The organism is Sphingomonas sp. RS2018 (assembly GCF_054489605.1).
Genome location: NZ_JBTMWL010000002.1, coordinates 799,615 through 825,106 on the forward strand (window position 1 = coordinate 799,615; position 25,492 = coordinate 825,106).

The window sequence follows — 25,492 nt, forward strand, 5'->3', positions numbered from 1 at the left end:
TCCGTTAGCCCCGAGCGAAGTCGAAGGGTCGGTCGGCGAACTCTACATCTCACCCCGCGCCCGCCGCAGCGCATACCATTTCGCGACGTTGGCGTTGTGCTGCTCCAGCGTGTCCGCGAACACGTGTCCGCCGCTACCGTCCGCGACGAAGTACAGCGCGTTCGACTGCGCCGGATCGAGCACTGCATCGATCGATGCCCGCCCCGGATTGGCGATCGGCCCGACCGGCAGGCCGGGCATAGCATAGGTGTTGTAACCGTTCTTCGCCTGCAGTTCGGACCGCAGGATGCGCCGGCCGAGCGGGCGGCCCTTGGTGATCGGATAGATCGTCGTCGGATCGGCCTGCAACGGCATGCCGCGGCGGATGCGGTTGGAATAGACCGCGGCGACGGTGCGACGTTCGGCGGGCTTGCCGGTTTCCTTCTCGACGATCGACGCGAGGATGATAGCCTCCTGCGGCGTCTTCGCGACCGTCGTCGACTTACGGCGCGCCCAAGCCTGCGCGAGATACGTCTTCATCGCCGCCTCCATCCGCGCCAGCACCGCCGCGCGCGGTTCGTCGCGATCATAGCTGTAGCTGTCGGGCAGGACGCTGCCTTCGGCCGGCACTGCCACTGTGCCCGTCAGCTGCGGTGCGGCCATCAGCAGGTCGTGGACGACGACGGCGGGGCGCCCCTCTGGCACCGTAACGAAGCGCTGCAAGGTCCGGCCGCTCTGAAGCATCTTGAGAATATCGGACTGGCTGGCCCCCGCCGGGATGCGATATTCGCCGGCATGAATGGCGGCGCCATCGCCCAGGAACTTGGCGAGTAGCAGGAAGCGCGACGACGATCCGATCGCTCCCGCCTTCTCCAGCTCGCCCGCCGCCGCGGTCAGCGTCGCCCCCTCCGGGACGACGAGGCTGACGGTACGCGTCGCCGGCCCCGCTCCGCTCCAGCTCTGCGCGACGAGGAACACGCCCGCGATCGCCAGCAGCGCCGCGACCAGTCCGAGACATCCGAGCTTACGCATGACCTTTTCGTTCCTCGCCGTGCTCCCGCGCAAGCGGGAGCCTAGAGCCAAATGCGCTGTGCCCGGCAACCTGGGCTCCCGCCTGCGCGGGGGCACGATGCCTCAAACCGGCTTCATCACCAGCGACGCATTCGTGCCGCCGAAGCCGAACGAGTTGTTCAGCACCGCCTTGATCTTCCGCTCCTTGGCGACGTGCGGCACCAGGTCGACGCCCGCGCAGCCCTCGCTGGGATTGTCGAGGTTGAGCGTCGGCGGGGCGATCTGGTCGCGCATCGCGAGGATGCAGAAGATCGACTCGACCGCGCCCGCGCCGCCCAGCAGGTGGCCGATCGCCGACTTGGTCGATGACATCGACAGCGTGTCGATGTTGCTGCCGAACAGCCGCCGCACCGCGCCCAGTTCCAGCTCGTCACCGAGTGGGGTCGAGGTGCCATGCGCGTTGATGTAGTCGATGTCGGACAGGTCGAGGCCCGACTTGCGCACCGCCATCTGCATGGAGCGGAACGCGCCCGATCCTTCGGGGTGCGGCGCGGTGACGTGATAGGCGTCGCCCGACAGACCGTAGCCGATGACCTCGGCATAGATCTTCGCGCCACGCTTCTTCGCGCGCTCATATTCCTCGAGCACGACGACACCGGCGCCCTCGCCCATCACGAAGCCGTCGCGGGCGATGTCATAGGGGCGGCTCGCCTTTTCGGGCGTGTCGTTGAACGCGGTCGACAGCGCGCGCGCCTGTGCGAAGCCGGCGATGCCGATCGGGCACACCGTGCTTTCCGAACCGCCGGCCAGCATCACGTCGGCATCGTCCATCGCGATCATCCGCGCGGCGTCGCCGATCGAATGCGCGCCGGTCGAGCATGCCGTGACGACCGCGTGGTTCGGCCCCATCAGGCCGTATTTGATGCTGACCTGACCCGAGATCAGGTTGATGAGCCGGCCGTGGACGAAGTGCGGCGACACGCGGCGCGGGCCCTTCTCGGCCAGCACCAGCGATTCGCTCTCGATACCCGGCAGGCCGCCGATGCCCGACCCGATCGAACAGCCGGCGCGAAACCGCTCCTCCTCGGTCATGTCGGTCAGGCCGGCATCCTCAATCGCCTGCCCCGCCGCGTCGATGCCATAGACAATGAACGGATCGACTTGCCGCTGCACCTTATGATCGACACGCTTGGAGGGGTCGAAACCATAGGGGTGATCGGCCGGCTTCACTTCGCAGGCGATGCGGCAGACATAGTCGCTAGCGTCGAAGCGCGTGATGTGCCCCGCTCCGGACTTGCCGGCGATGATGTTCTGCCACGCGGTTTCGACCTCCGCGCCCAGCGGGGACACGATGCCAAGACCGGTTACGACGACGCGGCGCATATCACTCTCCGTTACTCAAAGGCGGCCTTCGCTCGACAGAGGACCACATATGAAAGCGGCTCCCGGCCCCGGAGCCGGGACGGGGAGCCGCTGTCACCGGCCGCCCGCGGATGCAGGCGGCGACGGCATGGGGCGTATCAGCCCTTGTGCTCGTCGATGTAGGTGATCGCGTCCTTGACGGTCGTGATCTTCTCGGCGGCATCGTCCGGGATCTCGACGCCGAATTCCTCTTCGAACGCCATGACGAGTTCGACGATGTCGAGGCTGTCCGCGCCCAGATCGTCGATGAAGCTCGCATCCTCGGTCACCTTGTCGGCTTCGACGCCCAGATGCTCGACGACGATCTTCTTAACGCGGTCGGCGGTCTCGCTCATACCATATTCCTTCCAGGTGAACCGTGAATTCCTGAACGCACCTATAACGGCCCTCGCCGGTGCGCAAGGGCGCCCGACACCTCATCCGCGTCAGCGCGGCGCGGTAGAGGCGAAGAGCTTGGCCAGCCGCACCACATTGAATGCATAGGCGCCGAGCAGGCGCGAGCCCGCCTGATCGGTAGTCGGGATCTTGGCCATCGCCAGCAGTTCCTTGCCCATCGCATCGGTCTGCGCGTTCCGCTTCTGCGCGAGCAGCGCATCGAGCGTCGTCGGGGGCGTCCTCGCTATCTTCGCGTTGATGGCGGGCGTGTTGACGCCCTTCGCCTGCAGCGCCGTCGACAGCGATTCGACCGCGACGCTGGTGATGGCGATGTCGGCGGCGCGCAGATCGCTTTGCCCCCCGCCGGGGTTGCACGATGCCGCGCCGTTGCGCAGCACGTTCAGCAGCCGCTCGGTCGCCGGCGTCGGCTTCGTCCCCGCGGCGACGCCTGCCACCATCTGCCGTTGCAACGCGGTCACATCCGCGCGCGGCATCTTGCTGATCGCGCAGCGCACCATCGCGCCGTCGCTCTGCGGACTGGAGGTCTGGGCGGCGAGCGCCGCCAGCATCAAAATCATGGTCATAGCATCGCCATCCCGCCGTTTACGTGAACCGTCTGGCCGGTGACGTACCCGGCCTCCTTCGAGGCCAGATAGACGACCGCGGCGCCGATGTCCTCCCCAGTACCGAGATCGCCCGCCGGGATGCGTCCGAGCAGCGCCGATTTCTGCGCCTCGGACAGCACATCGGTCATCGCCGAACGGATGAAGCCCGGCGCCACGCAGTTCACGGTGATGTTGCGGCTGGCCAGTTCCTGCGCCAGCGCCTTCGACATGCCGACGAGGCCTGCCTTGGACGCGGCATAGTTCGCCTGCCCCGGGTTGCCGGTCGCGCCGACGACGGAGGTGATCGACACGATCCGGCCGAACCGCGCCTTCATCATCGGACGCGCCGCGGCGCGGCAGAGGCGGAATGCGGCCTCCAGATTGACGCGGATCACGTCGCTCCACTCCTCGTCCTTCATCCGCATGGCGAGGTTGTCGCGGGTCACGCCGGCGTTGTTGACGAGGATATCGAGCCGCCCGCCCAAAGCCTCCATGGCCTGCGGCACCAGCGCATCGACGGCGGCGGCATCGGACAGGTTGGCGGGTACGGCGACGTGATCCCCGCCCAGCGACGCACGAAACGCCTCGAGCTTCTCCGCATTCGAGCCGCTCACTGCCAGCCGCGCACCCTGCGCCGCCAGCGCCTGCGCAATGGCGGACCCGATGCCCCCCGAAGCGCCGGTCACCAGCGCGGTCATGCCTGTCAGGTCGAACATGTCAGTCTCCAGAAGATTGTTGGTTCACGCGGAGACGCGGCGACGCGGAGGGGCGATGGTCGTTTACGACCCGTCTTATCCCCTCCTTCAGCGTAGCCCCGCCAAAATTGATGAGCAGCCCAACGGGCTGCCGCGAAAGTCTCAGATATGTCAGCAATTGCTTGGCGTGGACGACGGTAAGCCGCTCGACCGATTTGATCTCCACGATCAGGCGATCTTCCACCAGCAGGTCGATCCGAAATGCGGCCTCGAAGCGAAGTCCGTCGAACTCGATATCGATTGGACGCTGGCGCGCAACAACGTATCCAAGTTCGACGAGTTTCGCGGCAAGTACCGCCTCGTAGACGCTTTCCAGCAGGCCCGGTCCCAATTCGCGATGCAATCGCAACGCTACATCGAGAACGTCACCGCTGATCTCGTCGATGTCCTTCACATCTTCTCCGCGTCTCCGCGCCTCCGCGCGAAAAGATATCTTCCTAAAACCCCTTCAGCACCGCCTCGATGTGGTCCATCGTTACCACGCTGGTCGTCGTCGAATCGGGAGCGGAGCGTTTCACCATCGGGCCGAGCAACTTGCCGCCCAGTTCGACATAGTCGTGCACCCCCGCGTCCCACATCGCGATCACCGATTCGCGCCAGCGGACCATGCCGGTGACCTGTTCGACCAGCAGCGCGCGGATGACGGCGGGGTCGGTGGCGGGGGCGGCGGTGACGTTGGCGTAGACGGGGACCAGCGGCGCGCGCAGGTCGGCATCGGCGAGTGCTGCCTCCATCGCGTCGGCGGCGGGCTGCATCAGCGGGCAGTGGAAGGGCGCCGACACCGGCAACAGGATGGCGCGCTTCGCTCCCATCTCCTTGGCGAGCGGCAGCGCACGCTCGACCGCGGCCTTCGCGCCCGAGATCACGACTTGCGACGGGTCGTTATCGTTGGCGACGGTGCACACACCACCCTCGGCCGCGGCGTCGGCGATCGCCTGCGCCTTCTGGCGGTCCGCGCCCAGAATTGCCGCCATCGCGCCCTCGCCGACCGGCACCGCGGCCTGCATCGCCCGACCGCGCAGTTTCAGCAGACGCGCGGTCGTCGCCAGATCGAGCGCACCCGCCGCACACAGCGCCGTGTATTCGCCGAGCGAGTGCCCCGCGACGAAATGGGCCTTGTCGGCCAGGCGGATATTCCCCTCCCGCTCCAGCACGCGCAGCACCGCGATCGCGTTCGCCATGATCGCTGGTTGCGCGTTCTCGGTCAGCAACAACTCCGTATCCGGGCCCTCCGCCATCAGCACCGACAGCTTCTGGCCGAGCGCGTCGTCGACCTCCTGGAACACCTCGCGCGCATGCACGCTGGCGGCGGCGAGGGCGCTGCCCATGCCGACCGATTGGCTGCCCTGTCCGGGAAAGATGAATGCGCGCATCGGCCAAACCCCTGATCTGATAAGGCGCGCGGCCTAGCGCCGGGCGGACCGGTCGCGCAAGCTTCCCCGCTCACTGACATTGGTGTAAGCAGACATGCGTGATCGACCTGCCGAACCCCGTCACCATCGCGATCCCCGCCTTCATCGCGCTGATCCTGGCGGAGATGGTCTTGGCGCGGATGCGGGACCGGCAGCGTTACTGTCCGCACGATACGCTGACGTCGATGACGCTCGGGCTGGGCAGCACGATCGCGGCGGTGCTGTCGGGCGGCGCGGTGCTGGCGCTGGCGATGTGGATCTGGCGGTTCCGCCTGTTCGACATCGGCTATGCGTGGTGGGCGTTCGCGCTCGCCTTCGTGCTCGACGACCTGGCCTATTACTGGTTCCACCGCACCGCGCACCGCGTCCGCTGGTTCTGGGCGAGCCATGTCGTCCATCATTCGAGCCAGCACTATAATCTGTCGACTGCACTCCGGCAGACGTGGACGAGCTTCTTCAGCCTCGCCTTCCTGTTCCGCCTGCCGCTGTTCCTGATCGGTTTTCCGCCGCCGATGGTCTTCTTCGTGGCGGGACTGAACCTCGTCTATCAATTCTGGATCCATACCGAGGCGGTACGCCAGCTGCCCCGCTGGGTGGAGGCGGTGATGAACACGCCGAGCCACCACCGCGTCCACCACGCGACCAACCCGCGCTATCTCGACCGCAACTATGCCGGGGTGTTCATCGTTTGGGACCGGCTGTTCGGCACCTATGAGGCCGAGCGCGACGACGAGCGCCCGCGCTACGGCATCGTGCGCGATCTCGGCAGCTTCAACATCATCTGGGCGGCGTGCCACGAATGGGTCGGCATCGCGAAGGACGTGTGGGCGGCACCCGGCTGGCGCGCAAAGCTCGGCTACATCTGGCGTGAACCCGGCTGGAGCCACGACGGCAGTCGCGAGACGTCGGACATGATACGCGCACGGTGGGAGGCGACCCGTATGGTCAGCCCACCCGCTCGATCAACGCCTGCGCCGCCGCCGGATTGCGCACCTTCGCTCCGGAAATGAAGAACACGAAGGTGTCGCGCGCTGTCTTCGCGGCGTCGTTCGAGACATAGGGCAGGCCATCGGGCTCGCGCCCCGCCGCCCAGTCCTTCGCCACGTCCGCCCAGTGGTCGAGCTGCTTCGGCGTATAGCCCAGCGGATGCGACGCCGCCGCCGTCTCCAGCCGCGCGTAGACGAAGTCGCCGGTCACATCGGCGATGGCGGGATAATCGTCCGATGCCGCATAGACGATCGCGACCCCGGCCGCGCGGCACATCGCGACGAATTCGGGCACCGCGAAACTCTCGTGCCGGACCTGTACCGCGTGGCGCAGCGCGACGCCGTCGTGCTTCGCGGGCAGCAGCTTCAGGAAGGCGGCGAAGTCGTCGGCGTCGAATTTCTTCGTCCCCATGAACTGCCACAGGATCGGCCCCAGCTTGTCGCCCAGCTCGACGATCCCCTGCCCCACGAATTTCTCGATCGACGGCCCCGCCTCCGCCAGTATCTTGCGATTGGTGCAGAAGCGCGACGCCTTCAGCGTGAAGACGAATCCGTCCGGAGTTTGCTCGCGCCACCCGGCGAAGGTCGCGGGCTTGAACCCCGAATAGTAGGTGCCGTTGACCTCGATCGCGGTCAGCTTGCTGCTCGCATATTCCAGCTCGCGCTTCTGCGGCCACTTCTCCGGATAGAAAGCGCCGCCGCGCCAGGGTTCGAAGGTCCAGCCGCCGATGCCGATTCGAATGGGTGTGGTCATGCTGACGAGGGTAGCGCAGCCGGGGGCGAACGTGCCAGTCTGCCGCTTCCCCAGAAATGCTCAGAGAAGACCGCCCATGTCCATCGCCGCCCTGATGCTCCTTCTGGCGCAGACCGCACCCACCGACGCCGCCACCATGCGCCGGGTGGAACGCGTGCTGGCCCGCGCGCCGATCGTCGACGGGCACAACGACCTGCCATGGGAAATCCGCGAGCGGCATGAGGCGAAGGTCGAGTCGGTCGACCTCAAGCGCGATACCGCGACGATCCCCTATCCGCTCCAGACCGATATCCCGCGGCTGAAGGCGGGCGGGGTCGGTGGGCAGTTCTGGTCGGTCTATATCCCCGCCTCCGTCACCGGGCCGCGCGCGGTGGAGATGACGATCGAGCAGATCGACATCGCGCGGCGGCTCGTCGCCGCGAACCCGCAGGCCTTCCGCATGGCGAAGACCGCCGCCGACGTGCGCGCGGCGATGAAAGCGGGGCGGATCGCGTCACTGATCGGGATCGAGGGCGGACACCAGATCGACGGACGGCTGGCGGTGCTGCGCCAGATGCGCGAACTCGGCGTCGGCTATATGACGCTAACTCACGGCAAGAGCCTGACCTGGGCCGACAGCGCCACCGACGCGCCGCGCGCCGGCGGGCTCGACGAATTCGGGCGCAAGGTGGTGGCGGAGATGAACCGCATCGGCATGATCGTCGACGTTAGCCACATCGCCGACACCACGATGGCGGCCGCGCTCGACGTATCGAAGGCGCCGGTGATGGCCAGCCATTCGTCGGCGCGGGCGCTGGCGGACAGGCCGCGCAACATCCCCGACGCGCTGCTGGCGCGGATCGGCGCGGGCGGCGGCGTGGTGATGGTCAATTTCTACCCCGCCTTCCTGTCGAAGGCCTGGAACGACTGGGACAACGCCCGCTCGGCCTATGCGCGCTCGGTCGGAGTGCCGACCGACTATGGACCAAAAGCGGCGGCGCCGCTGGTCACATGGGACGCGGCGAACCCGATGCCGCGCGTCGATGCCGCGACGGTCGCCGACCATATCGAGCATGTCGCCAAGGTCGCGGGCAAGGGCGCGGTCGGCTTCGGCGGCGACTATGACGGGATCAGCGGGACGGGGCCGGAGGGGATGCGCGGCGTCGACGGCTATCCGCTGGTACTCGCCGAATTGGTGCGGCGCGGGTGGAGCGACGCCGACCTCGCCGGGCTGACCAGCGGCAACATCCTGCGCGTGATGGAGCGGGTGGAGGCGGTGTCGGCAGGCATGAAGGATCAGCCGCCGATCGACGCGACGGCGCGGGACTGAGGCGCGGCATCACAGCCCGCTCAGGAAACTCGCAACGTTCGCGCCGAGCGATTCGACCGCATAGCCGCCCTCCATCACCGTGAGCACCGGCCAGCCGCAGCCGGCGATGTCGCGCGCCAGCACCGCATAGTCGGCGGTGGTGAGCGCGAAGCCGCTGATCGGATCGCCCTCCCACGTATCGACACCCAGACTGACGATCAGCAGGTCCGGCGCGAAGCGGGCGATGGCCTCCAGCGCGACGCCCTGCGCGCGGCGGAAGGGGTCGATCGTGGTGCACTGCGGCAGCGGCAGGTTCAGCGTCGCGCCGTGGCCCGCCCCCTCCCCGACCTCGTCCGCATGGCCCCAATAGAAGGGAAAGTCGGTCGCCGGATCGGCATGGACCGAGGCGTAGAACACGTCCTCGCGCCCCCAGAATATGTCCTGCGTGCCATTGCCGTGGTGATAATCGATGTCGAGGATGGCAACGCGGCCAACGCCCGCATCGCGCGCCGCCTGCGCGGCGATGGCGGCGGCGTTCAGGTGGCAATAGCCTCCCATATAGTCCGCTCCGGCATGGTGCCCGGGCGGACGGCACAGCGCGAAAGCGGGATCGCCGGCGAGCACGTGGTCGAGCGCCGACAGCGAGGTCTGCGCGCTCCAGTAGCTTGCGCGCCAAGTATCCGCGGTGACCGGCGTCACCGCATCCATGCTGTAGCGCCCCGCCAGCGCGTCGATGCGCTCCAGCGCGAGCGGTCGCCGCCGCGCGATCGGCCAGGCGTAGGCGAGCACGTCGCCGTCCCTCCCCGCCGCGCGCCAACGATTATGGGCCGTCTTCAGATAATCGACATAGCCGTCGTCATGCACCGCGCGAATCGGTCCCTCGCCATGATCGGACGGCACCTCTGACGGGCCGATCGTGGCTAGGATGGCGTCGGCCCGCGCGGGAACCTCGGCATAGGGCGCCCAACCCCCGTTGTGGAATTCGCGGGCGGGCGCGTGAGAAAGCTGCCGGGGATCGAAGACGATACGCATGGGCGCGACGATGCCACCCGTCGCGCCCCCCGCCTACCCCGCCTTCACCTCGGCGCGAAACCGATGCAGCAATGGTTCGGTATAGCCGCTCGGCTGCGTTTCCCCGTCGAACACCAGCGCGTGGGCGGCGCGGAAAGCGATGCTGTCGGGTGCTAGCGTGCGATAGGCCGCGTCGCCGGCGTTCTGCGCATCGACCTTCGTCGCCATCCGCGTCAGCGCCGCATCGACATCCTCGGGCGTCACGATGCCATGACGCAGCCAGTTGGCGATATGCTGCGACGAAATACGCAGCGTCGCGCGATCCTCCATCAGGCCGATATCGTGGAGGTCCGGCACCTTCGAACAGCCCACCCCCTGATCGATCCAGCGCACGACATAGCCGAGCAACCCTTGCGCATTGTTGTCCAGCTCCTCGCGAATCGCATCTTCCGACCAGTCGCGACCGGTGGCGACGGGCAAGGTCAGCAGGTCGGTGAGCGCCGCGACGGGTTCGTCCGCGCGCGTCGCCTGCCGCTCCGCCACATCGACGAGGTGATAGTGCGTGGCATGCAGCGTCGCCGCGGTCGGCGACGGCACCCAGGCCGTGCTGGCGCCCGCCGTCGGATGCGCGGCCTTCTGCGCCAGCATGTCCGCCATCCGGTCGGGCGCCGCCCACATGCCCTTGCCGATCTGCGCGCGTCCGCCGAGACCGCAGGCGAGGCCGATCTGCACGTTGCGATCCTCATACGCCTTGATCCAGGCGGCGTCCTTCATCGCCGCCTTGCGCACCATCGGCCCGGCACGCATCGCGGTATGGATCTCGTCGCCCGTGCGATCGAGGAAGCCGGTGTTGATGAACGCGATCCGCCCGCGCACGGCGTGGATGCACGCGGCGAGGTTGGCGCTCGTGCGCCGCTCCTCGTCCATCACCCCGACCTTGATGGTATGGCGACTCAGGCCGAGCATATCCTCGACCGCGTCGAACAGCCGGTCGGTGAAGGCACATTCCTCCGGCCCGTGCATCTTGGGCTTCACGATGTAGATGCTGCCCGTCGCGCTGTTCCGCCCGCGGTCGTGCAGCGCGATCAGGCTGACGATCGCGGCATCGACGATCCCCTCCGGCGCGTCGCCGCCACCCGGCAGGCGGATCGCGGGCGTGGTCATCAGATGACCGACGGTGCGCACGAACAACAGACTGCGACCGGGGAGCGTCAGCGCCTCACCGTCGAGCGTGCGATACGCTCGATCCTCCGCCAGCGTCCGCGCGATCCGCTCTCCCCCCTTGTCGAAGCTGGCCGACAGGTCGCCACGCATCAGCCCCAGCCAGTTGGCATAGCCCGCGACCTTGTCCGCGGCATCGACCGCGGCGACCGAATCCTCCAGATCGACGATCGCGGTGATCGCCGATTCGAGCAGCACATCGGCAAGCCCCGCCGGATCGTTGCGCCCCACAGGGTGGGTGCGATCGATCACCGGTTCGATATGCAGGCCATTGTGGCGCAGCAGCCAGTTGTCACCCACGCGCCCGATCACCTCTCCCGCCACCAAGTCCGGCAGCCCACCGTCCCAGTCCGTCCACGACCCGCGCGCCAACGGCACCGCACGATCGAGGAAATCGCGCGCCCAAGCCACAACCTGCGCCCCGCGCGCGGCGTCGTAGCCGCCCGGCGTGGGCGTACCGGGAATAGCGTCTGTGCCGTACAGCGCGTCGTACAGGCTGCGCCAGCGCGCATTCGCGGCGTTCAGCAGAAAGCGGGCGTTGAGCGCAGGAACCACAAGCTGCGGCCCGGCGATGCGCGCGACGGCGTCGTCCACATCGCTCGTCTCGATCGTAAAGGCTGCAGGCTCATCGACCAGATAGCCGATCCCGCGCAGGAACGCTTCCTGCGCCGCGCCATCCGCCGCTCCCGCACCGCTGTCGTACCAAGCGTCGATCTGCGTCTGAAGCGCGTCACGTTTCGCCAACAGCGCGGCATTCTCCGGCGCGAGCCGTCCGAGGATATCGGCAAGCCCTCCCCAGAACCGATCGGCGTCGATCCCCGTACCAGGCAACACGCGATCCTCGACGAACGCCGCCAGCGGTGCCGCGACCGACAGCCCGGCCCGGTCCAGATATGCGTCGTCGCGCGCCATGTCGTCACCCCGGGCCATCATTTCACCTCTTCTATATCGTGACAAACGGGCGGCGCACCTGCGCCGCCCGGTCGCTCATCCCAGCCGGCCGAGCCGGTGGAACAGGTTGCTGTACTTCACCGAATCCGGTCCGTTCTGAATCTCCGGGCGCTGGAGGTGCGCCATGACCGCGACGCGGAGCAGGCCGAAATCCTCGTTGGAGAAGACCGCGCGGGCGCGGGCGGGTTCGCGGGTGATGGTGTCGGTCGTCATCGTCTTTCTCCTCAGGCGAACTGGTTCATGGTGTTGTGAATGCCGCCGGCCTTCAGCGCGGCGTCTCCGGCGAAATAGTCCTTGTGGTCGTCACCGATGTCGCTGCCCGACATGTTCTGGTGGCGGACGCAGGCCAGCCCCTCGCGGATCTCGCGGCGCTGAACCCCGGCGACGTAACCCAGCATCCCCGCCTCGCCGAAATAGTCCTTGGCGAGTGCATCGGTGCTGAGCGCCGCGGTGTGATAGGTCGGCAGGGTGATAAGGTGGTGGAAGATGCCCGCCCGCGCCGCCGAATCCCGCTGGAAGGTGCGGATACGCTCGTCCGCCTCCGCCGCCAGCGGCGTCGCGTCGTAGATGACGCTCATCAGCGCCGGTCGCTCATAGGCCGACAGGTCGCGTCCCTCCGCCGCCCAGGCGTCGAACACCTGCTGACGGAAATTCAGCGTCCAGTTGAAGCTGGGCGAATTATTGTAGACCAGCTTCGCGTCCGGCACTTCCTCGCGGATACGGTCGACCATGCCGGCGATCTGCGCGATGTGCGGCTTCTCCGTCTCGATCCACAGCAGGTCGGCGCCGTTCTTCAGCGACGTGATGCAGTCGAGCACGCAGCGATCCTCGCCGGTGCCGGCGCGGAATTGATAGAGGTTCGACGCCAGCCGCTTCGGGCGCATCAGTCGCCCGTCGCGCTCGATGACGACGTCGCCGCGCAGACTGGCAAGATCGGTCACCTCCTCGCAATCGAGAAAGGCGTTGTACCGGTCGCCGAGATCACCGGCCTCGCGGCTGTAGGCGATCTGCTTGGTCAGCCCCGCACCCAGCGAGTCGGTCCGCGCGACGATGATGCCGTCGTCGATGCCGAGTTCGAGGAAGGCGTAGCGGCACGCACGGATCTTCGCGATGAAGTCCTCGTGCGGCACCGTGACCTTGCCGTCCTGATGCCCGCACTGCTTCTCGTCGCTGACCTGGTTCTCGATCTGCAGCGCGCAGGCGCCCGCCTCGATCATCTTCTTGGCGAGCAGATACGTCGCCTCGGCATTGCCAAAGCCGGCGTCGATATCGGCAATGATCGGCACGACGTGGCTCTCATATCCGTCGATCGCCGCGGTCAGTTCGGTCTCGCGCGCAGTGTCGCCGGACACGCGTGCCTCGTCGAGCGCGCGGAACATGCCGCCGAGTTCGCGGGCATCGGCCTGCTTCAGGAAGGTGTAGAGCTCCTCGATCAGCGCGGGGACGCTGGTCTTCTCATGCATCGACTGGTCGGGCAGCGGGCCGAACTCGCTGCGCAGCGCCGCGATCATCCAGCCCGACAAGTAAAGATAGCGTCCCTTGGTCGTGCCGAAATGCTTGCGGATGCTGATGACCTTCTGCTGCGCGATGAAGCCGTGCCAGCACCCCAGCGACTGGGTGTAGGCCGAAGGGTCCGCGTCATAGGCCGCCATGTCGGCGCGCATGATCTTCGCGGTGTGGCGCGCGATGTCGAGGCCGCACCCGAAGCGGTTCTGCAACCGCATCCGCGCGACGGCTTCGGGCGCGATGCCGTCCCAGTTGCTGCGATCGGCGATCAGCGATCCGGCGGTGGCGATGGTGGTAGCGTAGGTCATCGAACGTCCCTTTCGATCGTCATGCCACCCACTTGAGCGATCGCGATGGTGTGCGGAAGGACGATCAGTGACGCCTTGTATCATCACAACTTGTCAATCTTGTATAGTCATGACAGATTGACTTATGGCCCAGTCACCCAAGCCCGCCGGCGATCGCAAGCTCTACCTCGGCCCCCGCCTGCGCATGCTGCGCCGCGAACTCGGGCTCAATCAGGCGCAGATGGCGGACGAACTCGGCGTCTCGCCCAGCTATCTCAACCATCTCGAGCGCAACCAGCGTCCGCTGACCGCGCAGATGCTGTTGCGGCTCGCCCAGACCTACGACCTCGATGTTCGCAGCTTCGTTGCGGGCGCGAGCGAGGCGACCGCGACCGACCTGCACGAGATTTTCGCCGATGCACTGGTCCACGATATCGGCGTGCCGCGGCAGGAAATCCTGGAGGTGGCAGAGAATTATCCGGGCGTCGCAGAGGGACTCCGCCGCCTCTACCGCGCGATCGGCGATCTGCGACAGGTGCCCGACCGGATCGAATCGGCCGGAAGCGGCGGTGCCCGCCTCGCCTCCCCGCTCGCCTGGCTGCGGGATTGGCTGGAGGCGAAGCGCAACCATTTCGCCGATATAGACGCGGCGGCGGAAGAACTGTCCGCATCGCTCGGCACCGGGCCGGAGGCATTGCGCGAGGGCATGGTCCGCCACCTCGCCGACGAACATCACATCTCGGTGCGCGTGGTCGCCGCCGACGTGCTGGCGGGCGGCCTGCGCCACTACGACTATCACCGTCGCCGGCTGATGCTGTCCGAACGCCTGAACCCGGCCAGCCGCGCGTTCGGCATCGCGGTGCAACTGGCGCTCGTCGCCCTCGCCGAGCCGATCGGCGCCGCCCTCGACGCCGCCGCCCCGCCCGATGCCGAGGCACGGCGACTGGCGCATCAGGCGCTCGCCAATCACGCCGCCGCCGCGCTGCTGATGCCCTATGCCGCCTTCCATGCGGCGGCGGTGCAGAGCCGCTACGACATGGAGCTGCTCTGCGACCGGTTCGGCGTGTCCTACGAACAGGCCGCGCACCGCCTGACCACGCTCGACCGGCCGAGCGCGCGCGGCGTACCGCTGTTCCTGCTGAAGATCGACGCGGCGGGCAATGTCGCGAAACGCTATGCCCCGGATCAGCTTCCCCTCGCGCGCTACGGCGGCGGCTGCCCGCGCTGGCGCGTCCATCGCGCCGCCAGTCATCCCGGCGAAACGGTCGTCGATCGCGCGGAGATGCCGGACGGGTCGCGCTATTTCAGCTGGTCGCGGACCGTCCCGTCACGATCCGGCGGCGCGCCGATGACGCTGGTGCTGGGCTGCGCCGCATCGGCGGCGGATGCGATCGGACTGTCTGCGGCGGTGAGCGAAGTGACGCCGATCGGCCCGGCCTGCCATTTGTGCGAACGCCCCGCCTGTCCCGACCGCGCCCTGCCCCCGATCACGCGCGCACTGGCGATCGACCCACACCATCGCGGCGTGGCGCCCTACCCGTTTCGGGCGGTTTAACTGGCGATGTCGGGGAACGACCGCGATGCCTGCGCACACGCGTGAAGGCGGTCGTGAAATCCATGGCGCGCCCGGAACGATTCGAACGTCCGACCCTCAGATTCGTAGTCTGATGCTCTATCCAGCTGAGCTACGGGCGCGCAATGGAAGTGGGCTGATAGAAGGGGTTTGCGGGGCATGCAACCCCGTTGCGCATGCAAATTTGCGCGCCTACGTCATCGCCATGTCGAAGCCCGTCCTTGCGCTGCCGTTCGCCGTCCTGCTGCCGCTCATCGCCTGCACGTCCGAGCGGGCGAGCGCGCCGTCGCTGGCGCATCGCGCGGTCGAGGACGGCAGCTTCGCCGAGCCCACCCGCCCGGTCGCGGTGGCGACGCCCGACGCCACGCTTGATGCAACGATCGCCGCGCGTTCGGCCGCAGTCGATACGGCGGTTCGCGGCTTCGAGACGAGCGTGCGCGCGATCGAACCGCGCATCCTACGCGGCGCTAAGGCGCGCGAGGGATCGGAGGCGTGGCTCGATGCGCAAAGCGCGGTCGGAGAGCTGGGCCAGGCGCGCTCGGCGGTCGATACCGCCCTCGCCGCGTTGGAAGAGCTGGCCATCGCGCGCGAATCGTCGCTGGCACCCCGCTATCCCGCGCTCGTCGCCGCGCTCACCTCGGCACAGGCAAAGGTCGACGCGGTAGAAGCGACCGAGAACCGGCTTCGCGCCCGCCTGCCCTAACGTAGCGGGCGCAGCAGCGGCAGGATCGTCGCATAGTCGTCGGTCCAGCCTGCAAAGCCGGGCTTGTCGCGCAACCTTCGCCATTCGCCCCCGCTCGCGACCATGCGGTCGAGCACCGCCGGATCGCGGGTCAGCACGATCCAGTCCGACACCGCCGACCACGCACCTTCTTCGTCACCGGGATGATAGGTGATGCCCGCAGCATGCCAGCCCCCGGCGCGCGCCGCGACGCTGACGACCGGTTCCAGATCGAGGAAGCGGTTCGAGATGTGGACGAGCAGCAACCCTTTCGGCTGCAGCACCCGCGCGTAGGAGGCGAACGCCTCCTTCGTCATCAGGTGCATCGGCACGGCGTCCGATGAAAAGGCGTCAAGCGCCAGCACGTCGAAGCTGTCTGACGGCTGCTCCGCCAACCGCCGCCGCGCGTCACCGATGACGATATCGGCGTTCGGCAGACAGGCGGACAGGAAGCGGAATTTCGCCGGATCGCGAGCGATGCGCACCACCGCCGGGTCAATCTCGAAGATGCGCCAGTCCTGCCCCGGCTGCGCATAGCAGGCGAGCGTCCCCGTCCCCAGCCCGACGACGCCGATCCGCGCGGCGTTGCCGTAGAGGTTCGGCGCAAGCGTCAGCGCGCGGCCGACGCCCGAACCCGGCACGTAATAGCTGGTCGGCTGGCGCTCGCGCTCGGGCGATCCGGTCAGTTGGATGCCGTGCAGCGTGGTGCCATGCGCCAGTGTGCGGACGCCCGTATAATCGCGGATCGTGTAGACGCCGAAGTAGCTGCGGGTGCGCTCCCCGCCCTTCCACGTCACGTCCAGCGCGCGATAGCCGCCGAACACGAACAGCGCGCCGGCCAGAACGATCAGATAGGCGACGCGCGATCCGATCGCGACGATGCCGAGCCCGCACAGTGCCAGGAACGCGACCGCCTCAGGCTTCGCGCCGAACACGCCATTCGGATTGCGCAGGCCGAGCAGCACCAGCGCGACGACGAGCAGCGCTATCGTGAGCACGCGAATGCGCAGCCGCTGCCCCTCCACCCGCCAAAGCCGCGCGATGGGCGGCAGCAGCAGCGCCTGCGGCGTCAGCGCGCCCGCCGCCAGGATCAGCAGCGGATATTCATACGTCCAGTCGAACACCACCGGCGCGATCAGCGCGGCGAACACCCCGCCCAGCGCCCCGCCGACCGACATCGCGAGATAGAAGCCGGTCAGCCGATCCGCCGCCGGACGCAGGTCGAACATCCGCGCGTGCAGCGACACCGCGACCGTGAACAGCAACAGCAGCGCCATCAGCGCATCGAGATAGGCGTTGTTGTGCTGCCCCGAGATCATCACCCCGCCGAACAGCAGGATGGTGACGGTGGCGAAGCGCGTGACCGCCTGCGCGATCGCGCGATTGTCGGCGAAGGCGACCGAGAAGCTGAGCAGATAGAGCCCGAGCGGCAGCACCCACAGTAGGGGCACCGCGACGATATCCGTCGTCAGGAACGTCGAGGTGGCGAGCATCAACCCGGACGGCACGAACGCCAGCGCGATCCAGTGCAGCACGCGGCGGCGACCAGGTGGATGGCTTACGATGGCCTCGCGCGCCCGCGCATCGATTCGACGCGGCAGGACCCAGGCACACGCCGCAACCAGCACGAACAGCAGGACGTAGAGCGCGCTCCACATGACGCTCTGCGCGTGGAGCGCCAGCGCGGGCTCGACGACCAGCGGATAGGCGAGCAGCCCGCCGAAGCTGCCGATGTTCGACGCAGCATACAGCGCATAGGGGTCGCGCCCCGGCTCGACCGCGGCATACCAGCGCTGCATCAGCGGCGCTTGTGCGGAGACAGCGAAGAACAGCGGGCCGATCGACGCGCCGAGCAGCCACGGGACCCAGATCGCGGGCTCCGCATCGGCCGGCATTGCCGCACCCGACAGGCCGATCGGCAGCCACAGTGCCGCGATGGCGAGCACGCCCAGATGGATCGCTCCCGCTCGCCGCAGCGATAGCCGCCCCAGCGCATGGGCATAGGCATAGCCGCCCAGCAACAGCGCCTGATACACCAGCATCGCCGAGTTCCAGACCGCGGGCGCGCCGCCCAGCTTGGGCAGCGCCATCCGCGCGATCATCGGCTGGACGAGGAACAGCAGGAACGATCCGGCGAGGATCGTGACGACAAACAGCGGGCGGCGGTTGCCCGTTTCGGCAGACTCGTCGGCAATAGTCATTGCGGACGATCGATCGTGTAGACCAGGTGACGGCTCAGCATATGATCGGGCGTAAACGCCGGATGGTTAAAGTCCAGTTCGGGACGATGGATCATCCCCAGCCGAAGCATCAGACCCCACGACGACGCATTGGCGGGCACCGTCCATGCCGCGATACGTTCGTCGGCCAGATGAGCCCAGCCCCACGCGATCGACGCCGCCGCCGCCTCGCGCGCATAGCCCTGCCCCCACGCGGATCTGGCGAAGCGCCAGCCGGCCTCGAGCTCGGCCAGCACCGGCGTTCCCGCATGGCCGCCCCGCCGAATGCCGCAGATGCCGAGCAGCACGCCATCGGCGCGCCGCTCGACCGCCCAGAAACCACGACCGTCACGCTCGATTAGCGCGCTTTGGCGATCGATGATGGCATCGGCCTCAAGACGGCCGGTCGGGCCGCCCAGATGGCGCATCACTTCTGCGTCCGCTGCCATCGCCGCAAAGGGCGCCCGATCCTCATCCCGCCACGGCCGCAACACCAGCCGCTCGGTCTCGATCATGCGCCCAGCAACCGCGCGGCGTGCGCCGCGTGATAGGTCAGCACGCCCGAACAGCCAGCCCGCTTGAACGACGTCAGCGTCTCCATCACCATCGCATCGCGATCGCCCGCGCCTGCCGCCACGGCTGCCTCGATCATCGCATATTCGCCCGACACCTGATACGCGAACACCGGCACGCCGAACCGCGCTTTCACGGCCGCAACGATGTCGAGATAGGGCAGGCCCGGCTTCACCATCACACTGTCGGCCCCCTCGGCCAGGTCCAGCGCGACCTCGCGCAGCGCTTCCTGCGCGTTTGCCGGGTCCATCTGGTACGTCGTCTTGTCGCCCTTCAGCAGGCTGCGGCTGCCGACCGCGTCGCGGAACGGGCCGTAGAAGGCGCTCGCATATTTCGCGGCATAGGCCATGATCTGGACATTGTGGTGGCCCGCGGCCTCCAGCCCGCTGCGGATCATGCCGACGCGCCCGTCCATCATGTCGGACGGCGCGACGATGTCCGCCCCGGCGTCCGCCTGCACCAGCGCCTGTCGCACCAGCACGTCGGCGGTCGCATCGTTCAGCACATAGCCGCTCGCATCGACCAGCCCGTCGTGGCCGTGGCTGGTATAGGGGTCCAGCGCGACATCGGTCAGCACGCCGATGTCGGGCACCGCATCCTTTATCGCGCGGATCGCACGGCACATCAGATTGTCGGGATTGAATGCCTCCGCCCCGTCGTCGCTGCGCAATTCGGCCGGCGTGTTCGGAAAGAGCGCGATGCACGGGATGCCGAGCGCGGCAGCCTCGCGCGCGCGCTCGATCACCTGAGCCACTGACCAGCGCGACACGCTCGGCAGGCTGGCGATCGGTTGTTCTTCGTCGCCCTCCGTCACGAACAGCGGCCAGATCAGGTCGGCGGGCGTCACCATCACCTCGGCGTGCAGGCGACGGCTCCAGGCGGCGGCGCGCGTCCGGCGCATGCGAAGGGCGGGGTAGCTCGACATTGCATGCCTGTGCGCGAGCCCGCGCATCCGATCAAGCGTTACGCACCCGAAACCGCCACCCGCGCGTTGCGCCGACCATGACCCGGTTCACCTCCGCCGCCCTGATCGTCAACGCGAAGTCCCGACGCGGACAGGCGCTGTACGAGCAGGCGTGCAATGCGCTCGCCGGCGTCGATTTCGCCGTCGACGCCCATGCGGTCGAGGACCCCAACGACCTCGACGCGACCGTGAAGCGCGCACTCGCGAAGAAGCCGGAACTCGTCATCTTCGGCGGCGGCGACGGGACGGTCAGCGGACTGGTCGACCATCTGGTGGGCAAGGGCGTGACGCTCGGCGTCCTGCCGCTGGGTACCGCCAACAGCTTCTGCCGGACGCTCGGCATCCCGCTCGACGTGGCCGGCGCGGTTGATGTGCTGAGCAACGGCGTGCCGCGCCGCATCGATCTTGGCATGATCGACGGCGATTATTTCGCCAACGCCGCGACGATGGGCATCGCGCCGAAGATCGCCGAGACGGTGCCGCACAATCTGAAGAAATGGCTCGGCCGTGCGGGCTATCTCAGCTGGGCGGCGATCCAGTACGCCAAGTTCCGCCCCTTCCCGGTCTCGATCGACGACGGATCGGGCGCGCGCCTGCTTCGCGCGGTGGAGGTCCGCATCGCCAACGGTCGCTTCCACGGCGGGCAGGAGATGATGGAGGACGCGCAGATCGACAGCGGAGAGATCGTCGTCGAGGTCGTGCGCGGCCATCTGAAGAGCCGGCTGATCTACAACTGGGTCGCCAACGTCCTGCACCTGCCGCAGCGGCGGGAGAAGGTCACCAGCTTCCGCGGCCAGTCGATCCGCATCGACAGCGACAAGCCCCGCGCCATCTCGATCGACGGCGAAGTCCTCGCCCGCACGCCCGTCACCGCGAAGATCGCCGCGGGCATCATCGACGTGATGGTGCCGGCCTAAGTATCTCCCCTCCGTTGCAAGGGAGGGGTGGGGATTGGGTCGGTGTGAGGCGGACGCCCGGCCACACCCACCCCGTTCGCCCTGAGCCTGTCGAAGAGCTGTCCTTCTTCGTCCCGAACGCCCGCAGATCGGAGGACAAAGCCCGGCCCGAACGGTTGGGTTACCCCAACCGCGCCAGCGCCGCCGCCAGTCGCTCGGCCTCCGCACTCTTCTCGGCATGGTCCGCCCGCGCCTTCTCGACCGCCTCGGGCTTCGCACGTTCGACGAAGCTCGGATTGCCCAGCCGCCCGGCCAGCGCATCACGCTCCTTCTCCGCCGCAGCTATGCCCTTGGCCAGCCGCGCGCGCTCCTCGCCCAGATCGATTACATCGCCCAGCGGTAACACGAAGGTCGCCTCGTCCACCACGATCTGCAGCGCCCCGCCCTCCGGCGCCGCACCCTCGGCGCGGTCGAGCCGCGCCAGTCGCGCGATCAGCGGCGCCTGCCGATCCAGCCGCGCCAGCGTCTCGGGCGAGGCATCGCGGACATGCACCGGCAGCCGCGCGCCCGGCGGCACGTTTAGCTCGGTGCGGCCGCTGCGCACCTCGCTCACCAGCCGGATCAACCAGTCGACCTCCGCCGCCGCCGCCGGATCGAGCACGCGGGCATCCGCCATCGGCCACTCAGCGACGATCAGGTCATGCTCGCGGCTCCCCATCGCGTGCCACAGTTCCTCGGTGATGAACGGCATGAACGGGTGCAGCAGCACGAGGATCTGGTCGAACACCCAGCCCGCCACCGCGCGCGTCTCGTCGGCATCCGCGCCGCCCTCGCCCTGCAATACGGGTTTTGACAGTTCCAGGTGCCAGTCGCAGAACCGGCTCCACACGAATTGGTAGATCGCGTCCGCCGCCCCGTCGAAACGATAGTCCGCGAGCGCCAGATCAACCGCCTGGATCGTCTTCACCGTCTCGCCCACGATCCAGCTGTTGATCGCCAGCGTCGTCTTTGGCGGCTCCAGCCCAGTCGATGCGACGATGCCGTTCGACTGGCAGAAGCGCGCGGCATTCCACAGCTTCGTCGCGAAGTTGCGATACCCCTCGACCCGCTTCTCATCCATCTTGATGTCGCGGCCCTGGCTCTCCATCGCCGCCATGAAGAAACGCAATGCGTCCGCGCCATAGGTGTCGATCAGGCCGAGCGGATCGACCGTATTGCCCTTCGACTTCGACATCTTCGCGCCATCGGCGGCGCGGACGAGGCCGTGCAGGTAGAGCGTGCGGAACGGCACGTCCTCCAGGAAATGCATCCCCTGCATCATCATCCGCGCATCCCAGAAGAACAGGATGTCGAAACCGGAGATCAGCACGTCGTTGGGATAGCGGCGCTGCCATTCGGCATCCATATCCGGCCATCCCATCGTGGCGAACGGCCACAGCGCGGAGGAGAACCATGTGTCGAGCACGTCGGCATCGCGTTCCAGCGCCACGCCTTCACCGGCCTGCGCCTGCGCTTCGGCCTCCGTTTCCGCGACATAGGCGTTGCCCTCGGCATCGAACCACGCCGGGATCTGATGTCCCCACCACAATTGCCGCGAGACGCACCACGGCTGGATGTTCTCCATCCAGTTGAAGAACGTCTTCTCCCAGCTTTTCGGTACGATCTGGATGCGCCCGTCGCGCACCGCCTCGATCGCCGGCTTTGCCAGCGTCGCGGCATCGACATACCATTGGTCGGTCAGCCACGGTTCGATCACCACGCCCGACCGGTCGCCGTACGGCGTCTGAATCACGCGATCCTCGACCCGGTCAAGAAACCCAGCCCCGTCGAGCATGTCGACGACGCGCTTGCGCGCCTCGAACCGGTCGAGGCCGAGCAGCTCCTCGGGGATGTCCCCGCACTGGACGATGCGCCCCTGCCCGTCGAGCATGTTCAGCATGTCGCGCGCGGCGATGCCGGCGCGGCGGCCGACCTCGAAATCGTTGAAGTCGTGCCCCGGCGTGATCTTCACCGCGCCCGATCCCAGCTCGGGATCGGCATGTTCGTCGGCGACGATCGGGATCAGCCGCCCGGTGATGGGCAAGCGAACCTGCTTGCCGACCAGCGCGGTGTAACGCTCGTCGGCCGGGTTTACCGCCACCGCCATGTCGGCCAGCATCGTCTCGGGCCGCGTCGTCGCGACCGCGATCTCGCCCGAACCGTCCGCCAGCGGATAGCGCAGGTGCCAGAACTTGCCGTTCACCTCGCGCGTCTCGACCTCCAGGTCGCTGATCGCGGTGCCGAGGCCCGGGTCCCAGTTCACCAGCCGCTTGTCGCGGTACAGCAGCCCCTGGCGGTGCAGCTCGACGAACACCTTAAGGACGGCTTTCGAAAAGCCCTCGTCCATCGTGAAGCGTTCGTTGGCCCAGTCCATCGAACAGCCCAGCCGCCGCAGCTGGCGGGTGATCTCGCCGCCGCTCTCGGCCTTCCAGTCCCACACCTTGCGGACGAACTCGTCGCGGGTGAAGTCGGTGCGCTTCTCGCCCACCGCGTTCATCCGCCGCTCGACCACCATCTGCGTCGCGATGCCGGCATGGTCGGTGCCGACCACCCACAACGCGTCCTTGCCCTTCAGCCGGGCGTGGCGCACGAGGATGTCCTGCAACGTGTTGTCGAGCGCATGGCCGATATGGAGCGAGCCGGTGACGTTGGGCGGCGGGTTGACGATCGTCCACGGCTCCGCACCCGGACGATCCGGCCTAAACTGGCCGCTCGTTTCCCAATGCGCATACCAGCGCGTTTCGATGGCGGCGGGATCGAAGGTCTTGGGAAGTTCGCTCATGTGGACGGCTTTACCCGCCCGCACCGCCTGCGCAACACCCCCTTAGCGCGCGGCCTTCCCAGTCCACCGGTCCAGCCAGCCCAGCACCTCGCCGTACCATTGCCGCGAATTCTTCGCCTTCAGCACCCAGTGGTTCTCATCCGGAAAGACTACCAGCCGCGACGGGATGTCGCGGCGCTGGAGCGCGGTGAAGCTCGCCAGACCCTGGGTGTAGGGAATGCGGAAGTCCTTCTCGCCGGTGATGACCAGCATGGGCGTCTTCCACTTCGCGACATGGTTCACCGGGTTCCAGCGTTCGAACGCGTCGGGATCCTCGAAATACGCCTTGCCGCCATGCTCCCACTCGTCGAACCACAGTTCCTCGGTCTCATACGCCATCGCACGCGCGTCGAAGACGCCGTCGTGCTGCACCAGGCACTTGAACCGGTCCGGCCAGCGGCCCGCGATCCAGTTCATCATATAGCCGCCATAGGACGCACCGAGCGCACAGGCATTGTCGCCGTCGAGCCAGCCGAAGCGGTCGGTCGCCGCCTTCAGCCCCTTTTGCAGATCCTCGAGCGGCCAGCCGCCCCAGTTGTTGCGGATCGCATCGGTGAAGCCCTGCCCGTATCCGGTCGAACCGTGGAAATCGACCGCGACCAGCCCGTATCCGGCGCCCGCGAACACCGCCGGGTTCCAGCGATAGGACCAGCTGTTGTTGCTCGAACCCTGCGGTCCGCCGTGAACCATGAACGCGACCGGCACCTTGCCCGTGCTGCCATAGGGCCGCACCGCATAGCCCCAGACGGTGTCGTTGTTCGCGCCGCGAAAGTTGAAGCGCTCGACGGTCGGCAGGTCGATACCCGCCAGCTTCGCGGCATTGACGCTGGTCAGCCGCTCGGGCTGAGCGCCGGCGCCGATTCGGTAGAAATCGTCCGGTGCGGTCAGGCTGTTGAGCGCATATACCGCGCCGCCGCCCGGCGTCGGCACGACCATGCCGACGTGGCCCGTCTGCGTCAGGCGCGTGACGCGACCGTTGGTCGGATCGACCGACCACAGCGGCACCTCCTGCGTATCCTCTGCAGTGATGAGGATGCGGCGGCTGTCGGGTGACCAAGCGATCGACCCGACCGAACGATCCCAGTTGTCGGTCAGTGCGCGGACCTGACCCGTGCGCAGGTCGCGCAGCATCAGCGTCATCTTGTCCGCTTCATAGGTCGGCCGCTTCATCGCGGCATAGGCGAGCCAGCGGCCGTCGGGCGACACGGCGGGGAAGTTGTCGGTCGCCTGATTGCCCGCGGTCAGGTTCGTCGGTGCAGCCGATCCGTCGGCGGGGACGGAGAAGATGTCGAGGTTGGTAGAGGTCGGTTCGATTCGCCCGGCCTCGCGCAACGTGAAGAAGACGGTGCGGCCATCGGGCGACCACGCCAGTTCCTCAGCGCCGCCGAACGGCTTGGACGGCGTGTCGCCGACCAGCCGCCCGACCAGCGGCACCGCGCGTGCGCCCGCCGCCTTGCCCATCACGAACAGTTGCGACCGCGTGCCGTTCGCCCACGTATCCCAATGCCGCACGAACAACTGGTCATAGGTGCGCGCCGAACCGGCGTTCGGATCCTTCTTCTCCATCGCCGGCTCGATGGTCGGCGCGCCGGGCTTGCGGTCCGCCCAGATCAGGAAGCGGTCGCCGGTCGGCGCGAGCAGGAAGCCGCCGAAGCCGCCCGGCACCACCCAGCGCTGGACGCCGCGCCCGTCGATGCCGACCGAGGCGATGGCGTCGTTGCCGCCGGCATCGGTCTGGTAATAAACTCGGCCGTCCGGCCCGAACTGGGGCGACGTTTCGTTGGCGGCAACATCGGCGACCAGCTTCTGCGGCGTCGCACCGCGCGTCTTCAGGTCGAGCTTCCACAGGTCGAACCGGCCACGATTGGCGGCGAGATCGGTCTCGCGCTGCTGCCACACCAGCCAGCGACCGTCGCGCGACACGGTGGGGGCGCCGACGCGCGACATCATCGTCACGTCGTCGATCGTAAGTTGACGAGCGGCAGCGGGTGACGCGGCGAGGATCAGGCCGGCGGCGGCAAGGGGGATGTGCTTCATGGGTGCAGGTGTATCAGCCACGTTTCGCTACGCAATGGGGCGTCCGCCGACGTGCAACGGTGACTTCGGCCGGAGAGGTTTTGAAG

22 protein-coding genes and 1 tRNA gene are annotated in these 25,492 nt (G+C 67.6%); 5 read left to right on the top strand and 18 right to left on the bottom strand.

The genetic code is table 11. The features are described from left to right. Nucleotides 1-42: 42 nt before the first annotated feature. From mltG to fabD, 7 genes are all read right to left on the bottom strand, one after another. Nucleotides 43-1,011 (bottom strand): endolytic transglycosylase MltG, encoded by a 969-nt coding sequence (gene mltG / locus ACX40P_RS08990; RefSeq protein WP_459125966.1) that lies wholly within the window; start codon nucleotides 1,009-1,011, stop codon nucleotides 43-45. Nucleotides 1,012-1,113: 102 nt separating this feature from the next. Beyond that, nucleotides 1,114-2,373: a beta-ketoacyl-ACP synthase II gene (fabF, locus tag ACX40P_RS08995; RefSeq protein ID WP_459125967.1), complete on the bottom strand. Its 1,260-nt coding sequence runs from the start codon at nucleotides 2,371-2,373 to the stop codon at nucleotides 1,114-1,116. A gap of 137 nt (nucleotides 2,374-2,510) precedes the next feature. Further along, on the bottom strand, nucleotides 2,511-2,747 hold the full coding sequence (locus ACX40P_RS09000) for an acyl carrier protein (protein ID WP_019515010.1): 237 nt from the start codon (nucleotides 2,745-2,747) through the stop codon (nucleotides 2,511-2,513). A 90-nt stretch (nucleotides 2,748-2,837) separates the two neighbouring features. Further along, nucleotides 2,838-3,371 carry a hypothetical protein gene (locus ACX40P_RS09005; RefSeq protein ID WP_459125968.1) on the bottom strand — a complete coding sequence of 178 codons (534 nt, stop codon included), beginning with the start codon at nucleotides 3,369-3,371 and terminating at the stop codon, nucleotides 2,838-2,840. Further along, entirely contained in the window at nucleotides 3,368-4,108 is a 741-nt protein-coding gene (gene fabG, locus ACX40P_RS09010; RefSeq protein WP_459125969.1) for a 3-oxoacyl-[acyl-carrier-protein] reductase, read from the bottom strand. The genes ACX40P_RS09005 and fabG overlap by 4 nt, the downstream gene beginning before the upstream one ends. 1 nt (nucleotide 4,109) lies before the next feature. Beyond that, a complete protein-coding gene (locus ACX40P_RS09015) occupies nucleotides 4,110-4,541 on the bottom strand; it encodes a GxxExxY protein (protein WP_459125970.1) in 432 nt (143 codons plus the stop codon). Between the two features lie 43 nt (nucleotides 4,542-4,584). Then, a complete protein-coding gene (gene fabD / locus ACX40P_RS09020) occupies nucleotides 4,585-5,520 on the bottom strand; it encodes an ACP S-malonyltransferase (RefSeq protein WP_459125971.1) in 936 nt (311 codons plus the stop codon). Nucleotides 5,521-5,618: 98 nt separating this feature from the next. Between fabD and ACX40P_RS09025 the strand changes: the two genes are divergently transcribed. Beyond that, the gene (locus tag ACX40P_RS09025; protein WP_459125972.1) at nucleotides 5,619-6,569 is read left to right on the top strand and encodes a sterol desaturase family protein; all 951 of its coding nucleotides are present in this window, start codon (nucleotides 5,619-5,621) and stop codon (nucleotides 6,567-6,569) included. Here the strand turns inward: ACX40P_RS09025 and ACX40P_RS09030 are convergent. Continuing rightward, entirely contained in the window at nucleotides 6,505-7,299 is a 795-nt protein-coding gene (locus ACX40P_RS09030) for a DUF72 domain-containing protein (RefSeq protein WP_459125973.1), read from the bottom strand. The two genes, ACX40P_RS09025 and ACX40P_RS09030, sit on opposite strands and share 65 nt — an antisense overlap. A gap of 76 nt (nucleotides 7,300-7,375) precedes the next feature. Between ACX40P_RS09030 and ACX40P_RS09035 the strand changes: the two genes are divergently transcribed. After that, nucleotides 7,376-8,608, top strand: a complete 1,233-nt coding sequence (locus ACX40P_RS09035; RefSeq protein ID WP_459125974.1) for a dipeptidase — start codon at nucleotides 7,376-7,378, stop codon at nucleotides 8,606-8,608. 9 nt (nucleotides 8,609-8,617) lie between these two features. On the opposite strand, the gene ACX40P_RS09040 is transcribed toward ACX40P_RS09035, so the two are convergent. Genes ACX40P_RS09040 through ACX40P_RS09055 form a run of 4 tightly spaced genes read right to left on the bottom strand, consistent with a single transcriptional unit; the run spans nucleotide 8,618 to nucleotide 13,584 of the window. Then, nucleotides 8,618-9,619: a histone deacetylase family protein gene (locus ACX40P_RS09040; protein WP_459125975.1), complete on the bottom strand. Its 1,002-nt coding sequence runs from the start codon at nucleotides 9,617-9,619 to the stop codon at nucleotides 8,618-8,620. Between the two features lie 33 nt (nucleotides 9,620-9,652). Beyond that, nucleotides 9,653-11,749 carry a malate synthase G gene (locus ACX40P_RS09045; protein ID WP_459125976.1) on the bottom strand — a complete coding sequence of 699 codons (2,097 nt, stop codon included), beginning with the start codon at nucleotides 11,747-11,749 and terminating at the stop codon, nucleotides 9,653-9,655. A 57-nt stretch (nucleotides 11,750-11,806) separates the two neighbouring features. Continuing rightward, entirely contained in the window at nucleotides 11,807-11,983 is a 177-nt protein-coding gene (locus ACX40P_RS09050; RefSeq protein WP_459125977.1) for a hypothetical protein, read from the bottom strand. Between the two features lie 11 nt (nucleotides 11,984-11,994). Beyond that, complete coding sequence (locus ACX40P_RS09055; RefSeq protein ID WP_459125978.1) at nucleotides 11,995-13,584, bottom strand: isocitrate lyase; 1,590 nt, start codon at nucleotides 13,582-13,584, stop codon at nucleotides 11,995-11,997. A 124-nt stretch (nucleotides 13,585-13,708) separates the two neighbouring features. On the opposite strand from ACX40P_RS09055, the gene ACX40P_RS09060 reads away from it, so the two are divergent. After that, the gene (locus tag ACX40P_RS09060; RefSeq protein WP_459125979.1) at nucleotides 13,709-15,118 is read left to right on the top strand and encodes a helix-turn-helix domain-containing protein; all 1,410 of its coding nucleotides are present in this window, start codon (nucleotides 13,709-13,711) and stop codon (nucleotides 15,116-15,118) included. A gap of 63 nt (nucleotides 15,119-15,181) precedes the next feature. On the opposite strand, the gene ACX40P_RS09065 is transcribed toward ACX40P_RS09060, so the two are convergent. Beyond that, nucleotides 15,182-15,258 (bottom strand) — tRNA-Arg (locus tag ACX40P_RS09065). Nucleotides 15,259-15,341: 83 nt separating this feature from the next. Between ACX40P_RS09065 and ACX40P_RS09070 the strand changes: the two genes are divergently transcribed. Further along, nucleotides 15,342-15,839, top strand: coding sequence for a hypothetical protein (locus tag ACX40P_RS09070; protein WP_459125980.1), 498 nt, complete (start codon nucleotides 15,342-15,344; stop codon nucleotides 15,837-15,839). On the opposite strand, the gene ACX40P_RS09075 is transcribed toward ACX40P_RS09070, so the two are convergent. Genes ACX40P_RS09075 through hemB form a run of 3 tightly spaced genes read right to left on the bottom strand, consistent with a single transcriptional unit; the run spans nucleotide 15,836 to nucleotide 19,574 of the window. Then, nucleotides 15,836-18,058: a fused MFS/spermidine synthase gene (locus ACX40P_RS09075; RefSeq protein WP_459125981.1), complete on the bottom strand. Its 2,223-nt coding sequence runs from the start codon at nucleotides 18,056-18,058 to the stop codon at nucleotides 15,836-15,838. The two genes, ACX40P_RS09070 and ACX40P_RS09075, sit on opposite strands and share 4 nt — an antisense overlap. After that, the gene (locus ACX40P_RS09080; RefSeq protein WP_459125982.1) at nucleotides 18,055-18,591 is read right to left on the bottom strand and encodes a GNAT family N-acetyltransferase; all 537 of its coding nucleotides are present in this window, start codon (nucleotides 18,589-18,591) and stop codon (nucleotides 18,055-18,057) included. Before ACX40P_RS09080 ends, ACX40P_RS09075 begins: the two co-directional genes overlap by 4 nt. Further along, the gene (gene hemB / locus ACX40P_RS09085; RefSeq protein WP_459125983.1) at nucleotides 18,588-19,574 is read right to left on the bottom strand and encodes a porphobilinogen synthase; all 987 of its coding nucleotides are present in this window, start codon (nucleotides 19,572-19,574) and stop codon (nucleotides 18,588-18,590) included. The genes ACX40P_RS09080 and hemB overlap by 4 nt, the downstream gene beginning before the upstream one ends. 77 nt (nucleotides 19,575-19,651) lie before the next feature. On the opposite strand from hemB, the gene ACX40P_RS09090 reads away from it, so the two are divergent. After that, entirely contained in the window at nucleotides 19,652-20,530 is an 879-nt protein-coding gene (locus ACX40P_RS09090; RefSeq protein ID WP_459125984.1) for a diacylglycerol/lipid kinase family protein, read from the top strand. Nucleotides 20,531-20,690: 160 nt separating this feature from the next. On the opposite strand, the gene ACX40P_RS09095 is transcribed toward ACX40P_RS09090, so the two are convergent. Next, nucleotides 20,691-23,330, bottom strand: a complete 2,640-nt coding sequence (locus ACX40P_RS09095) for a valine--tRNA ligase (RefSeq protein WP_459125985.1) — start codon at nucleotides 23,328-23,330, stop codon at nucleotides 20,691-20,693. Between the two features lie 42 nt (nucleotides 23,331-23,372). Continuing rightward, entirely contained in the window at nucleotides 23,373-25,406 is a 2,034-nt protein-coding gene (locus ACX40P_RS09100; RefSeq protein WP_459125986.1) for a dipeptidyl-peptidase 5, read from the bottom strand. Nucleotides 25,407-25,492 lie beyond the last annotated feature (86 nt).

Bases quoted from the DNA above. Each gene is read 5' to 3' on its own strand.
- mltG (WP_459125966.1), bottom strand. From the start codon at position 1,011: ATGCGTAAGCTCGGATGTCTCGGACTGGTCGCGGCGCTGCTGGCGATC.
- fabF (WP_459125967.1), bottom strand. From the start codon at position 2,373: ATGCGCCGCGTCGTCGTAACCGGTCTTGGCATCGTGTCCCCGCTGGGC.
- ACX40P_RS09000 (WP_019515010.1), bottom strand. From the start codon at position 2,747: ATGAGCGAGACCGCCGACCGCGTTAAGAAGATCGTCGTCGAGCATCTG.
- ACX40P_RS09005 (WP_459125968.1), bottom strand. From the start codon at position 3,371: ATGACCATGATTTTGATGCTGGCGGCGCTCGCCGCCCAGACCTCCAGT.
- fabG (WP_459125969.1), bottom strand. From the start codon at position 4,108: ATGTTCGACCTGACAGGCATGACCGCGCTGGTGACCGGCGCTTCGGGG.
- fabD (WP_459125971.1), bottom strand. From the start codon at position 5,520: ATGCGCGCATTCATCTTTCCCGGACAGGGCAGCCAATCGGTCGGCATG.
- ACX40P_RS09030 (WP_459125973.1), bottom strand. From the start codon at position 7,299: ATGACCACACCCATTCGAATCGGCATCGGCGGCTGGACCTTCGAACCC.
- ACX40P_RS09035 (WP_459125974.1), top strand. From the start codon at position 7,376: ATGTCCATCGCCGCCCTGATGCTCCTTCTGGCGCAGACCGCACCCACC.
- ACX40P_RS09040 (WP_459125975.1), bottom strand. From the start codon at position 9,619: ATGCGTATCGTCTTCGATCCCCGGCAGCTTTCTCACGCGCCCGCCCGC.
- ACX40P_RS09045 (WP_459125976.1), bottom strand. From the start codon at position 11,749: ATGGCCCGGGGTGACGACATGGCGCGCGACGACGCATATCTGGACCGG.
- ACX40P_RS09050 (WP_459125977.1), bottom strand. From the start codon at position 11,983: ATGACGACCGACACCATCACCCGCGAACCCGCCCGCGCCCGCGCGGTC.
- ACX40P_RS09055 (WP_459125978.1), bottom strand. From the start codon at position 13,584: ATGACCTACGCTACCACCATCGCCACCGCCGGATCGCTGATCGCCGAT.
- ACX40P_RS09060 (WP_459125979.1), top strand. From the start codon at position 13,709: ATGGCCCAGTCACCCAAGCCCGCCGGCGATCGCAAGCTCTACCTCGGC.
- ACX40P_RS09070 (WP_459125980.1), top strand. From the start codon at position 15,342: ATGTCGAAGCCCGTCCTTGCGCTGCCGTTCGCCGTCCTGCTGCCGCTC.
- ACX40P_RS09075 (WP_459125981.1), bottom strand. From the start codon at position 18,058: ATGACTATTGCCGACGAGTCTGCCGAAACGGGCAACCGCCGCCCGCTG.
- ACX40P_RS09080 (WP_459125982.1), bottom strand. From the start codon at position 18,591: ATGATCGAGACCGAGCGGCTGGTGTTGCGGCCGTGGCGGGATGAGGAT.
- hemB (WP_459125983.1), bottom strand. From the start codon at position 19,574: ATGTCGAGCTACCCCGCCCTTCGCATGCGCCGGACGCGCGCCGCCGCC.
- ACX40P_RS09090 (WP_459125984.1), top strand. From the start codon at position 19,652: ATGACCCGGTTCACCTCCGCCGCCCTGATCGTCAACGCGAAGTCCCGA.
- ACX40P_RS09095 (WP_459125985.1), bottom strand. From the start codon at position 23,330: ATGAGCGAACTTCCCAAGACCTTCGATCCCGCCGCCATCGAAACGCGC.
- ACX40P_RS09100 (WP_459125986.1), bottom strand. From the start codon at position 25,406: ATGAAGCACATCCCCCTTGCCGCCGCCGGCCTGATCCTCGCCGCGTCA.